We start from the raw sequence: 12285 nt of genomic DNA, 5'->3' as shown, positions 1-12285 counted from the left end.
TCATGCAGCGTGAGATCGTCATCGCCCCGGGGCGGCTGCTGGAATTCTCATCCCGCTTCCTCGAGGCCATGGGCGAGCCGCCCGCGCTCGCCGCCGAGATCGCCGGCCACCTGGTCGATGCCGACCTCTGCGGGGTCACCTCCCACGGCACCTTCCGCCTCTCGCAATACCTCGAGCAGGCACGCGCTGGCCGCCTCGTGCCGCACGCCGAACCGATCCTGAAGAACGCCCCCGGTGGCGGCCCGCTCGTCGATGGCGGCAACAACCTCGGCATCCCGGCCATGCGGCTCGCCACGGATACCGCGCTCGAAGCGGCCCGGAGCGTGGGCGTTGCGGCCGTCGGCATCGCCAATGTCTCCCACACCGGTCGCATCGGCGCCTTCGTCGAGCGGGCCGCCGACGGCGGTTGCCTTGCCATCCTCCTCGGCGGCGGTTCACGAGCCGACTGGCGGCAGGTTGTGCCCTACGGTGGCGCGCGCGCGGTGCTGCCGACCAACCCCTACGCCCTCGCCGCGCCTGGAGGCGAGCGCGGGCCGGTGGCCGTCGACTTCGCCACCTCGGCCGGCGCCGGCGGCAAGGTCTATGCGGCACTCGCCAAGGGCGAACAATTGCCGCCGGGCCTGATCGTCGATGCCGCCGGCAGGCCGACCACCGACCCGAAGGACTATTTCGCGGGCGGCGGGCTGCTGCCGATGGCCGGACCCAAGGGCTACGGTCTCGCCCTTCTCGCCGAACTCGTCGGCGAGGCGATCGCGGCCGATGCGCGTGACGGGCTCAACTGGTGCCTGATCGCCGTCGACCTTTCGCGGTTCCGCCCCCCTGGCGAGGCTCGCGCGGCCAGCGAAGGCTGCCTCGAGGAATTGCGCAACTGCCCTCCGGCGCCGGGGTTCGCGCGCGTCGAAATCCCGGGTGAGCGCGAGTCCGATCTGCGCGCGCGCCGCCGCCAGGAGGGCATCCCCGTGGATCGTGAAATCCTGCGCGCGCTTACCGCATCCGCCGCCAGCCTAGGCCTTGCCGAACCGGAGCTGGTCTGAGCCCGCTCGGATTTGCGTGGGGTTCAGCCGACAGTGACGATCGGTTTGCCGAGCGCCTCCATGATCGGTTCCACGCCGAGCCCCGGCGCATCCGAAGCCCGCATCACACCGTCGATGCGCTTCGGCGCGCCCCGGGCGATGTCCTTGGTGCCATAGCTGTTGAAGTCGGTCGCCGAGAACAGGAACTCCTCCGGCGTCGACTGTGAAAGATGCGCGATCGCCGCCGTCACGATGTCGCCCCCCCAGGTGTCCTCGATCGTCATGGCGACGCCGCAAGTGACGCAGAGATCGCGCATTTGACGCGCCTTGGTGAGGCCGCCGACCTTGGAAATCTTGAGGTTGATGACGTCCATGGCGAGGTCGCCCACACCACGCATCAGCGTCTCGACCCCATCGATGATCTCGTCGAGGACGAACGGCAGCGCCGTGCGGCGCCTGACTGCGAGACATTCGGCATAGGTCCGGCAGGGCTGCTCGATGTAGACGTCGATGTCGTCGACCGCCTTCACCACGCGCGCCGCCTCGTGCATGGTCCAGCCGGTGTTGCTGTCGGCGATGAGGATGTCGCCCTTGCCGAGTACGGCGCGGCAGGCGCGAATGCGCGCGATGTCCTCGTCCGCGTTGCCGCCGACCTTGAGCTGGAACTTCGTGTAGCCCTCACCGCGGTAGCGCTCGACCTTGCGGGCCATCGCCTCGGGGCTCTCCTGCGAGATCGCCCTGTAGAGCTTGATGCCATCGGTCTGGCTCCCGCCGAGGAGACGGTGGACCGGCAGCCCCGCGACCTTGCCGAGAATGTCCCAGCAGGCGACGTCGATCGCCGACTTGACGTAGGGGTGGCCCCGCAGCGCCTCGTCCATGCGCCGGTTGAGAACGCCGAGTTCGGTCGGATCGAGGCCGATGAGCCGTGGCGCGATTTCCGCGATACCGGTCCTGACCCCCTTGGCATAGGCCGGAAGATAGGCCGGCCCGAGCGGTGTGCATTCTCCGTAGCCGGTGATGCCGGCATCGGTCACGACCTCGACCACGGTCGCATCGAAGACGTCGACCGCATTGTCGTTCGACCAGCTGTAGCGCCCTTCCTCGAGCGGCAGATCGACCTGGTAGGCGCGGATCGCGGTGATCTTCATCGGTCTTGGCCCTCGAAACGGGGTTGTGCTGTGGGCTGACGGGCTGGCGCGCGCCACCGATTGCCACGACCGCCACTCGGCGTCGAGGGCAATCACGCATCGCGACCGGCGCGGTGGCGGCTTTGTATGGCCGCAAGCCGGGGTTGCGGACCAGCCGGCTTGGCGGTCCGTCCGTTTCGCTGGCATAAGGCACCCGGGCCGGATGACCAAACCGGTTGCGGGGAAGCGAGGGAGGCAAGTCGCGATGCGGGCGATCACCATCGGCGGAGCCATGGTCGACACGATTGCGATCGTCGAGAGCGAACGCATCGAGCGCATGACGATGCGCAATGCCGACACGGCCTTCCTCCTGCTCGAGGAAGGGCGCAAGACCGAGGCCCTCGAGATTTCGGCCCATGTCGGCGGCGGCGCGGTCAACGTCGCGGTCGCCATGGCGCGCCTCGGGCTCGACGTTTCGACCCTGGTCAAGCTCGGGCGCGATGCCCGCGCCGAAATCGTGCTCCAGCGCCTGATGAGCGAAGGCGTCTCGACGCGCTGGGTGGTGCGTGACGCGCGCGCGCCGACGGGCGCCTCGGTGATGATCTCCTCCCACGAGCGCGATGCCGCGATCTTCACCTTCCGCGGTGCCAACACGCTCCTCGAGGCCTGCGACGTCACCGCCGACGGTCTCGCAGTCGACCTCGTTTATGTCTCCTCATTGTCGAACCAGTCGGCGGACTGCTTTCCGGACATCGTCTCGCGGGCTCGCAAGGCCGGGGCATTCGTCGCCGCCAACCCGGGCCTGCGCCAGCTTTCAGCGCGCGGCGGGGCCTTTCTCGAGAGCCTGCCTCACCTCGATCTCCTCACCATCAACCGCAGCGAGGCCGACGTCCTCGTCCCCGCTCTGGTGGCACGGTTCGGCGAGGGAGGCGCAACGGTGACCCTCGAACCCGGTGAAACGCCCCCGCCGCTGCTCGCGCGCGGTCTTTCCTCGGGCGGGTTCGAACTGACCCTCGCCGGTTTCATGGCGGCCATGCACGCCTCCGGCGTGCACTCCGTCGCCGTCACCGACGGTGGGCGCGGCGCCTACCTCTCACGCCCGGGCGAGCTGTCCTACTGTGCGACCGTGAGCGTGCCGGTGATGGGCACCGCCGGGGCGGGCGACGCATTCGCTGCAACCCTTTCGGTGATGCTGGCCGAAGGCCGAGGGGCTGGCGAGGCGCTCGTCGCCGCCAGTCACAACGCCGCCAGCGTGATCGGCCACGTCGATACCCAGTCGGGGCTGCTCTCGCGCGAGGAGATCGCAGCGCGCGCCGGCAGCGGCGAGCCGGCGGTGCGCGCCTGGCCATGCTGAGGCGCGGCGGTCCGCTCTCCGTCCCGGTTCAGCTTTCGCGCATGCCACGCTCGAGGGCGCGAATGAAGGGATCGAAAAGGTAGCGCGCCATGGTGCGCTCGCCGGTGACGATCAGCACCTGCGCCGCCATTCCGGAGCGCAATTCGACGCCCGCCCGGTTTTCGTCCGCGGCCAGTGCGACCTCGGCGACATAGTAGGCGGTGCGGGCCTGGGCATCCTCGATGCGGTCCGCCGAGACGTGGCGCACGGTCCCCGACAGCCGCGGCGTCGTCGCGGGGTAACCCGGCAGGGAGACGACCACCGCAAGGCCCGGCTGCACGTTGTCGACGTCGTTGATGGCAACGCGCGCTTCAACGAGGAGTTCCTCGCCACGAGGTACGATCTCGAGCAGCACATCACCCGGTCTGACGACGCTGCCCGGCGTCATCACGCGCAAGTTGACGACATGCCCCTCGATCGGCGCGGTGACGACGGCGCGGGCCACGACGTCGGCGCGGGCGCGGTGCTGCTCGCGGGCTCCCGCAAGGCTGGTGCGCACGTCCGCGAGTTCCTTGTTGATCTCGCTCTGGCGTTCAGATCGCAGCGCTGCGAGCCGCATCTCCACCTCGGCCCGCTCGCCCGCCCCGATCGAGCGCTGTGCCAGCAACTCGGCCGCCCGTCCCTCGAGCTCGATCAGTGAGCGCCTGAGGCTCAGCACCTCGGGCTTCCGGGCGAGACCGCGTGCGAGGAGTTTTTCCTTGTCGGCGGCTTCCTCGCGCATCACGTCGAGCTGACCCTCCACGCTCACAAGCCGCGCCTCGAGCGCCCGCAGCGTGTCGGTCAGCTGACGCCCCCGCTCCTCGAGCGCGCTCACCTGGGCATGGAGTGCCGCCTTGCGAGCGGCAAAGAGGGCGGATTGGATGGAAACGAAAGGCGCCGCGTCCGCCTCTTCCCTCAGTGCGGCGGGAAATTCGAGGTTCTCGCGACCGGCCTCCTCGGCAACGAGCCGCGCCTCGCGCGCCTCGAGGTCGATGAGCGCGAGGCGGAGCCGGTCACGATCGGCGACCGCGTCCACCTTCGCCAGGGTGAGTAGAGGTTGTCCGGCCGCGACGCGCTCACCCTCGCGCACCTGGACCATTGCGACGACACCGCCTTCCAGATGCTGGACGACCCGCGTGCCACCCTCGGCGCGCAGCACACCCTCGGCAACCACGCCTCCGGCCAGCGGCACGAAGCCGCCCCAGAGGACGAATGCCGCGATTGCCCCGGCGCCGACCAGGAACCCCAGCCAGCGCGCGCCCCGCGTCGCCTTGGCGAGGTCGCGCCCTGCCCATTCATTGTTGAACAATGGCTCGAGCGCCGCTTCATGCTCGATTGTCGTCCTTCGCTCCGGCCCGCGCATCATCGTCCTCCTCGCTCCGTGTTTCAGGCTTCTCTGACCACCGCGAGCGATGGTTCGTTCCGGCCATTGCCGATCCTCCGGCGCGCGCCACGGAGCCTGGTTTTCATCTCTTCGCGCGTCCCGCTCGCCACGACACGTCCCTCGCCGAGTGCGATCACTCGCGTCCCGAGGTCGATCGTCGAGGGACGGTGTCCGCAGACGACCACGCTAGCCCCGCCGGCCGCCGCCTCCCGCACCGCCCGCGCCAGCGCCACTTCCCCGCGCTGGTCGAGATTGGCATTCGGCTCGTCGAGCAGTACCAGGCAGGGCCGCCGGTAGAGAGCGCGGGCCAGCCCGATCAACTGGCGCTGACCGGCCGCGAGACGGACCCCAGTGCTCCCGATGGCCGTCTCGTAGCCTTGCGGCAGAGAGAGGATCATTTCGTGAGCGCCGGCCCTGCGGGCCGCCTCGACGATCTCGGCATCGTCGCCCTCGCCGAGCCGCGCGATGTTCTCGGCGATCGTGGCATCGAACAGCTCGATCTCCTGGGAGAGATATCCGACGTGCTGCCCGATCCTCCCGCAGCCCCAGTCTGCGAGCCGCGCCCCGTCGAGGCGCACCGAGCCGTAGCTCGGTTCCTGGATGCCCGCCATGCAGCGCAGCAGCGAGGTCTTACCAGCCCCCGAAGGCCCGAGGACCGAGAGAATCTCGCCCGGTCGGACCGAGAGGGAAACCTGGTTGAGGATGGCCGGACCGCCACCGCCGGGGAAGAGACTGACGTCGTCGAGTGCGAGTTCACCCCGGGGCTCGCCGAGTGCTGTCCGCCGCGCCTCTTGCGGATGTCGCGCCAGCAAATCGCGAATGCGCCGCAAGCGAACCCGTGCGCCGGAGAACTGGCGCCATGCCACGACGATCCCTTCGAGTGGACCGAGCGCCCGACCGATCATGATCGAGGCCGCGATCATCTCTCCGGCCGTCAGTGTTCCGGCGATCACGAGATAGGCGCCGAGCCCGATCGCGCCCGCTTGCAGCGCCAGCCGGGTGCTGCGCGAGAGCGCGCCGAGCACCGCTCCTATCATCAGGATGCGCCGGCTGTCCTCGAGCACCGCGTCGTGACGCGCGCGCCAGGTGCGCGCGATGTCGCTGCCCATGCCCATCGCCAGGATGGTTTCGGCGTTCCGGACCGAGCCTTCCGCGACGTCCCCGAGTTCGGCCTCGGCCTCGGCGTTGCGCTTCTCCATAGCTCGCATGCCGATCTCCTGGGCAAGGCCGAGGAGAAATAGTGTAAGCGCGCCGGCGACCGCCAGCAAACCGAGCAGCGGATCGAGCAGCCAGGTGAGAGTGATGAAAATGAGCGACCACGGCGCATCGAGAATGCTGGCGACCGCCGGGCTCGCAATGAAGCTTCTGACCGCCCCGAGTTCGGCGAGGGCCCGGGCGCCACCACTCTCGCCCGCCTTGCGGGCTCGGATCGCGGCATCGAGCACGACCGGAGCAAGGCCGGCATCGAGCCAGGTCGCGCATTGACTCGCCATGGCACTGCGGGCTGCATCGAGGATGCCGGCCGCGACCAGCGCCACCAACGCGATCAGCGAGAGGGCGAGCAGTGTCTCGAGATGGCCGGACGTGACGACTCGGTCGTAGACCTGCAGCGTATAGAGCGGAACGATCAGAATGAGGAGATTTATGAGGAAGCTGAAACCGATCACGGGCGCCAGCGCCCGGCGAAGATGGCCGATTGCCTGACCAACGGCATCCTGGGGCTTGGCTTCGGTCTTGCGCGACATGACGTTGCCTCCGGCTTGCAACCAGGGCTCCCTTGGGGGTTGGATGGGATTGGTCGCGGCCTCGGCCGCTCGGTCGGGAAGGAAAGGGCGGGCCTGCCCTGGCCGAGGCGTCACTCGGCCCACCCTTTCCTCGCCCCCGGCGGGCGGCGTTCGCCGCCCGCACTCGTCCTCCCGATCGGCTCATGATCGACGGGAGGAGAATTCTCAGTTCAGGATGCTGTCGTAGTCGGCCGGGTTCTGGCCGACGAGTTTGAGCACGTCGGAGATCGACAGGTCGCGGTTCGTGAAGTCGAACTGCTCGATGCTGATCGCGGTGTCCGTGCCGTCCAGCTTGGTCCCACCGACATGGCGGATGATGACGCTGTTGTTGGCGCCGAGGCTGAAGGTGTACTGCTGCAGGCTGCCGAGGAACACGGCGGTATCATCGCTCGCGCCGCCGTTGAGCAGGTCGTTGCCGAGGCCGCCATACATCGTGTCGTCGCCATCCCCGCCATATAGCTTGTCGTTGCCGGAGTTGCCGCGCATCACGTCGTTGCCATGCTGACCGTAGAGGAGGTCATCGTGGTTGCCGCCGGCGATGTCGTCGTTGTCGTCGCCGCCATAGATGACGTCCTTGCCGTTGCCGCCGCGGATCGTGTCGTTGTCCTTGCCGCCGAAGATGGTGTCGACGCCGTCGCCGCCGTCGATCGTGTCGTTGCCATCGCCGCCCTCGAGCCGGTCATCGCCCGCCTCGCCGAACATGTCGTCATTGCCGTCGCGGCCGTAGAGCTTGTCGTTGCCGGTGCCGCCACGCATGTCGTCGTTGCCGTCGCCGCCGTCGAGGAAGTCGTTGCCGGCATCGCCGCGCAGCTTGTCGTCCTCGCCGCCGCCATAGAGGAAGTCGTTGCCGTTGCCGCCGGAGAGGAAGTCGTTGCCGGCCTCACCATAGAGGTAGTCTGTGCCGTCTTCGCCGTAGAGGAAGTCGTCCTCGCCACCGCCGTAGAGCCGGTCGATACCGATGCCGCCGTAGAGCTTGTCGCTTCCGGCCTCGCCATAGAGCCAGTCATTGCCCCCGAGGCCGCGCAGGATGTCGTCGCCGCTGCGCCCGAAGAGTTGGTCGGCGAGCGCCGTACCGGTGATGATGTTGGCGTCGTCGTTTCCGATGATGCGTGCCATGCTCGTCTCCACTTTCTTGACCCGCCGGGTTGGGTTCCGGCTTGCAGTGAGAACGACGCAGTGGCTGGCTTAATCCTTCGGTAACCCGAAAAATCGACGTCGGCCGTGGTCGGCCTTCATGGAGTTGACGCATCCTTCGGGCACCAAACGCTCGAAAGGCGCCTCGGACCCGCTATTGGCTTGGTCGCCCGGGCGCTACCATGACTGAAGCGGCGGCTGGCGACAGAACGGGGAGGAACCGTGGCGAGAGAAGTCCTGACGGTCAATGTCGGCTCGTCGAGCGTCAAGTTCGCGGTCTACCGCGCGGTCGAGGGTGGTGAACCGGAAGTCTTGTTCGCGGGTAAGGTGGACAACATTCAGGGAGCGGCTCGCCTCAGTGTGCGCGATGCCGCCGGAGCCAGCCTCATGCTCCGGTCATTGAGTCCGACCGGTGCCGGCATCCGCCACGCCGAGGCCCTCGAGTCCGCTCTGGATTGGCTCGAGATGAGGCCCGGACCGGTCGCCCCGTTCGCGGTCGTGGCGCACCGTGTCGTTCACGATGGCGGGCGCTACGATGCCCCGACGCGCATCGAGCCCGCCGTGCTGGATCACCTCGAGACCTTGAGCCCACTCGCGCCCGAGCATCAGCCGCACAACATCGAGGCGATGCGCCTCGTTGCCGCTCGCTGGCCGCACCTGCCGCAGATCGCCTGTTTCGACACGACCTTCCACCGAACGATGCCATGGGTGGAGCAGACCTTCGCGCTGCCACCGGACTGTTTCGAGCGGGGTCTGCGCCGCTTCGGGTTTCACGGTCTGTCCTACGAGCACATCGTGAGCGTTCTCGCCAGCCACGTCGGAGCCGCGGCCGAGGGGCGCGTCGTCATCGCGCACCTTGGGCACGGCGCCAGCCTCTGTGCCGTCTCGGGTGGTCGCAGCATTGCGACCACCATGGGGCTGACCGCCCTCGACGGCCTGCCGATGGGGCGGCGATGCGGTCGCCTGGATCCCGGTCTCGTGCCCTATCTCGTCCGCGAGGAAGGCCGCTCGGTCGAGGAGATCCTCGATCTTCTCTACCACCGCTCCGGTCTCTTCGGGGTTTCGGGTGTCAGTGGCGACATGCGCGACCTGCTGGCGAGCCCGGAGCCCGGCGCGGCGCATGCCGTCGAACTCTTCGTTCACAGCGTCCGAAAGGAGATCGGCGCGCTCGTGGCCTGCCTCGGTGGTCTCGATGTCCTGGTCTTCACGGGTGGCATCGGGGAGAACGCCCCCGAGATCCGCGCCCGCGTCTGCGAGCCGCTCGGCTGGCTCGGCATCGCGCTGGATGCCTCGGCCAATGCCGGTGGAATGACGCGTTTGTCGCAGGCCGGTGCGCCCGTCACGGTGCTGGTGCTCGAAACCGACGAGGAGCGCGTTCTGGCGCGCGCGGGTCTGCGGGCCATCGGGTGCGACGTGAGCGGGGGCGCGTAAAGCGGCGTCGATGCGCGTCAACCGGAAGCCGCGATGAGGAAGGCCATTATCAGCGGATGTGGGCGGTGCGGTGTCGAGTTCAGCTCGGGATGGCCCTCCGCGCCGACGAGGAAGTTCCGGCTCTCGTTCGCCACGAGATCGAGGGAGCCGCTCTCGACGTCGATCGAGAGGAGCGAAATGCCGGTCGTCTCGAGGTGCCCGAGCAGTTTCGGATTGGCCTGGAAACTGTGGTTCATGCGTTCGCGCCACTCTGTCGCGAGCCCATGGCGCTGAAGCATGGCAAAGAGGCGGCTTGCCGGGTGCGCCGAGACCATGCGATCACCCAGCCTGGCAACCCTCCGCCCGTCTCCTGAGACGATCGGCACGAAAGCGTGCAACGGCGCATCGGGATGCGTCTCGGCAAGTTCGGCCTGTTCGAGCCCCGGCACGGTGCGCAGCGCGTGAAGGACCATGCTCTGCATGCCGAGGCACAGCCCCAACACCGGCAAATTACGTTCCCCTGCAACCCGGACGGCCTCGCCGAGCAGCCGCACCTGGTTCATCTCCGCCCCGCCGGGCAGCACGACGCCGTCGCAGGCATCCGGAGGTATGGCGCCGGCAACCGAAATCTCGAGGTCGATGCCGAGGGCGTCCGCGGCATCCCCGAGCGCCGCATGCACCGCCCCATAGATCGACGGCAGGCGTTGCTCGTTGCTGATGACCGTGACGCTGGTTCGCCGCGCGCCGGGAACCGGCGTCGATCGGGACGTGTTTCTCAGCCACGCCGGGGCATCTGTCGCGGCCCGCAGTGCAAGGCGCCCATGACGGTCCGCATCGAGATGGGCAAGAACGCGCTTCGCCTCGTCTGTGAGAACGGCCTGGCTGCCGATCCAGATGGTGGAAAGCGAGACGGTGCGCGTGCTCCCTTCGACCTCGAGCCGCTGCGCACGATCGCCGCGCCGCCAGGCGACCCCGGCACGTTCGAGCCAGAGAATTCCATTCTCCTCCCTTCTGCCGACCGGCGTCACGTGCTGGCGCGCGTGCACACTCTCCTCGGGTGGCGGGCCAACCACGGCTACACAGCGGGCGGCAGGCGCGATCGATGCAGCGAGCGCTCCCAGAACCGCATAGCGCAGGCCGATACGAGGCGGCTCATCGGTGAGCAGAATGCTCGGCGCGGAAGTCATCGCAGGCCTTCTCCCGCAACGAGGGATGGAATCTCTCGCCGCTGGGTGACGCCGAAACCGAACGCGCCGGCAACTGCCACCGTCCCCGCGTGGTACGTCATGCCCTCGAACGGGTCGTCCGCGAGCCTGTCGGCGCCATAAAGCTCCGCTCGCTCGGGTGCCAGCGCGACGGCCGCCGCCAGCGTCGCGGCTGTTGCCAGAACCCCCTCGTTCATCTGACCGATCATGATCCGCGCGCCATTTCCTCGCGCCACCCGGACCGCTTCGGCGAGACGGTCGAGGCCGCCGAGCTTGGCCAGCTTCAGGTGGACCATGAACCGTGGCTCGCGCGCCGTCAGCACGCGGCAGGTCTCGATGTCGAGGATGCTCTCGTCCAGCATGACCGGCAGATCGAATGACCGCGCGAGCGCGATGAGACCCTCGTGGTCGTCGCCCGTCAGCGGCTGCTCGATGTAGTCGAGCGCGAGGTCGCAGAGCGCAGGCATCCAGCGGCGCGCATCCTCCCGGCTCCACGTCCCGTTGAGGTCGGCCGAAAGCACCACCTCATCGCCGAAGCTCGAGCGTAGGAGTTCGAGACGCGCGATGTCGCCCTCGGGTGTACCACGCCCCATCCGCAGCTTGAGCTGACGGAAGCCGCGCTCGAGGTAGGCGCGGGCACGCTCGAGCATGGCCTCGTTGGTGGATAGGAACAACGTCTGGTTGGTCGTCGAGGCGAGCGGTCCCGGTTCCGCCCCCATCATCCCCGCGACCGACGTTGCAGCCCGTTTTGCCTCCGCGTCGGCGAGCGCCAGTTCGAGGAGAAGGCGCACGCCCGTGGACGCAGTGCCGAGCCGGGCGTCGAGCCCGGCCCGATCCTCGCCCGGCCGATCCGTGAGCCGGACACGGGGAACCTTGTCCGCGATTTCCTTCTCGATCTCTGCCTGATCGAGCCCGTTGAGATAGGCGATGTTGGTTCTGACCTCTCCTTGCCCGCGAACATCCCCGTAGTCGAGCGTCAGATAGACGGCCCGAAGCCCGCCGATCGGCCCCGACGTCGCGGTATGAACCCCATAGCCTGCTTCGTAGCTGAGCCACCGGGCCCCGAGGGCGACGCTCGGACGCGGATTGGCGCTCATGAGCGGGGGCTCGGCATGGGGGGTCTCAATGGTGGAGGATCTGGTTGAGGAAGCGCGCCGTGCGTGGTTTGGCTGCTTCGGAGAAGAATTTTTCCGGCAACGCGTCCTCCACGATCTGGCCTTCGTCCATGAAGATGATGCGATCGGCGACGCTGCGCGCGAAACCCATCTCGTGCGTGACGACGATCGAGGTCATGCCCTCGCCAGACAACTCGCGGATGACGTCGAGAACCTCCTTTATCATCTCGGGATCGAGCGCCGAAGTCGGTTCGTCATAGAGCATCAGCCTCGGCTTCATGGCGAGCGCACGGGCGATAGCGACACGCTGCTGTTGCCCTCCGGACAGTTCGTCCGGATAGCTGTCGGCCTTTTCGGGGATGTGCACCTTGTTCAGCATCTCGCGCGCCACGGCCTCCGCATCGCTGGCGCTGGCCTGCAGAACCACGCGCTGCGCCAGCATGATGTTCTGCAGTGCGGTGAGGTGTTGGAAGAGCTCGAAATTCTGGAACACCATGCCGAGCTGGCGGCGCACGAGGTGGGCGTCCTTGCGGTGCGCGTCGATGGGTTTGCCGTCGAACTCGATGGTTCCCGACTCGGGCACCTCGAGGAGGTTGAGACAGCGCAGCAGCGTCGACTTTCCCGATCCCGACGGTCCGATGATGACGACGGTCTCGCCCGACTTGAAGTCGATCGAGATGTCCTTGAGGACGTTGAGGTGGGAAAAGCTCTTGTTGAGGCCCTTGACCCGGATGATCGGCG

The 12285-nt window shown here is 68.0% G+C and carries 10 protein-coding genes; 3 read left to right on the top strand and 7 right to left on the bottom strand.

Features of this window, described 5'->3' with window-relative positions; all coding sequences use genetic code 11:
- Positions 1 to 2: 2 nt before the first annotated feature.
- Complete coding sequence (locus GC150_08080; GenBank protein ID MBI1384851.1) at positions 3 to 1034, top strand: hypothetical protein; 1032 nt, start codon at positions 3 to 5, stop codon at positions 1032 to 1034.
- Between the two features lie 23 nt (positions 1035 to 1057).
- Here GC150_08080 and GC150_08075 read toward each other — a convergent pair whose 3' ends face one another.
- On the bottom strand, positions 1058 to 2161 hold the full coding sequence (locus tag GC150_08075; protein MBI1384850.1) for a mandelate racemase: 1104 nt from the start codon (positions 2159 to 2161) through the stop codon (positions 1058 to 1060).
- A 244-nt stretch (positions 2162 to 2405) separates the two neighbouring features.
- On the opposite strand from GC150_08075, the gene GC150_08070 reads away from it, so the two are divergent.
- On the top strand, positions 2406 to 3494 hold the full coding sequence (locus tag GC150_08070) for a carbohydrate kinase family protein (GenBank protein ID MBI1384849.1): 1089 nt from the start codon (positions 2406 to 2408) through the stop codon (positions 3492 to 3494).
- 28 nt (positions 3495 to 3522) lie between these two features.
- Here the strand turns inward: GC150_08070 and GC150_08065 are convergent, their stop codons facing one another.
- The 3 genes from GC150_08065 to GC150_08055 form a co-directional block, all read right to left on the bottom strand.
- Entirely contained in the window at positions 3523 to 4878 is a 1356-nt protein-coding gene (locus GC150_08065; protein ID MBI1384848.1) for an HlyD family type I secretion periplasmic adaptor subunit, read from the bottom strand.
- Between the two features lie 20 nt (positions 4879 to 4898).
- On the bottom strand, positions 4899 to 6641 hold the full coding sequence (locus GC150_08060) for a type I secretion system permease/ATPase (GenBank protein ID MBI1384847.1): 1743 nt from the start codon (positions 6639 to 6641) through the stop codon (positions 4899 to 4901).
- Positions 6642 to 6845: 204 nt separating this feature from the next.
- Entirely contained in the window at positions 6846 to 7796 is a 951-nt protein-coding gene (locus GC150_08055) for a hypothetical protein (protein MBI1384846.1), read from the bottom strand.
- Between the two features lie 240 nt (positions 7797 to 8036).
- On the opposite strand from GC150_08055, the gene GC150_08050 reads away from it, so the two are divergent.
- Positions 8037 to 9245 (top strand): acetate/propionate family kinase, encoded by a 1209-nt coding sequence (locus tag GC150_08050; GenBank protein MBI1384845.1) that lies wholly within the window; start codon positions 8037 to 8039, stop codon positions 9243 to 9245.
- A 17-nt stretch (positions 9246 to 9262) separates the two neighbouring features.
- Here the strand turns inward: GC150_08050 and GC150_08045 are convergent, their stop codons facing one another.
- From GC150_08045 to GC150_08035, 3 genes are read right to left on the bottom strand one after another with little or no spacing between them, the layout of a single operon-like run.
- Positions 9263 to 10411, bottom strand: a complete 1149-nt coding sequence (locus GC150_08045; protein ID MBI1384844.1) for a hypothetical protein — start codon at positions 10409 to 10411, stop codon at positions 9263 to 9265.
- The gene (locus GC150_08040; protein ID MBI1384843.1) at positions 10408 to 11526 is read right to left on the bottom strand and encodes a mandelate racemase; all 1119 of its coding nucleotides are present in this window, start codon (positions 11524 to 11526) and stop codon (positions 10408 to 10410) included. The genes GC150_08045 and GC150_08040 overlap by 4 nt, the downstream gene beginning before the upstream one ends.
- Positions 11527 to 11551: 25 nt before the next feature.
- Positions 11552 to 12280 carry an ATP-binding cassette domain-containing protein gene (locus GC150_08035; GenBank protein ID MBI1384842.1) on the bottom strand — a complete coding sequence of 243 codons (729 nt, stop codon included), beginning with the start codon at positions 12278 to 12280 and terminating at the stop codon, positions 11552 to 11554.
- Between the last annotated feature and the right edge of the window lie 5 nt (positions 12281 to 12285).

It is taken from the genome of Hyphomicrobiales bacterium, assembly GCA_016125495.1.
In the GTDB taxonomy this organism is placed as follows: Bacteria; Pseudomonadota; Alphaproteobacteria; order Rhizobiales; family RI-29; genus RI-29.
The sequence above is the reverse complement of the archived record's forward strand: the minus strand, read 5'-3'. Positions and strand labels throughout refer to the sequence as shown.

Excerpts from the sequence above, each read along its gene's own strand:
- GC150_08080 (MBI1384851.1), top strand. The coding sequence starts at position 3 with ATGCAGCGTGAGATCGTCATCGCCCCGGGGCGGCTGCTGGAATTCTCA.
- GC150_08065 (MBI1384848.1), bottom strand. The coding sequence starts at position 4,878 with ATGATGCGCGGGCCGGAGCGAAGGACGACAATCGAGCATGAAGCGGCG.
- GC150_08075 (MBI1384850.1), bottom strand. The coding sequence starts at position 2,161 with ATGAAGATCACCGCGATCCGCGCCTACCAGGTCGATCTGCCGCTCGAG.
- GC150_08040 (MBI1384843.1), bottom strand. The coding sequence starts at position 11,526 with ATGAGCGCCAATCCGCGTCCGAGCGTCGCCCTCGGGGCCCGGTGGCTC.
- GC150_08070 (MBI1384849.1), top strand. The coding sequence starts at position 2,406 with ATGCGGGCGATCACCATCGGCGGAGCCATGGTCGACACGATTGCGATC.
- GC150_08055 (MBI1384846.1), bottom strand. The coding sequence starts at position 7,796 with ATGGCACGCATCATCGGAAACGACGACGCCAACATCATCACCGGTACG.
- GC150_08045 (MBI1384844.1), bottom strand. The coding sequence starts at position 10,411 with ATGACTTCCGCGCCGAGCATTCTGCTCACCGATGAGCCGCCTCGTATC.
- GC150_08060 (MBI1384847.1), bottom strand. The coding sequence starts at position 6,641 with ATGTCGCGCAAGACCGAAGCCAAGCCCCAGGATGCCGTTGGTCAGGCA.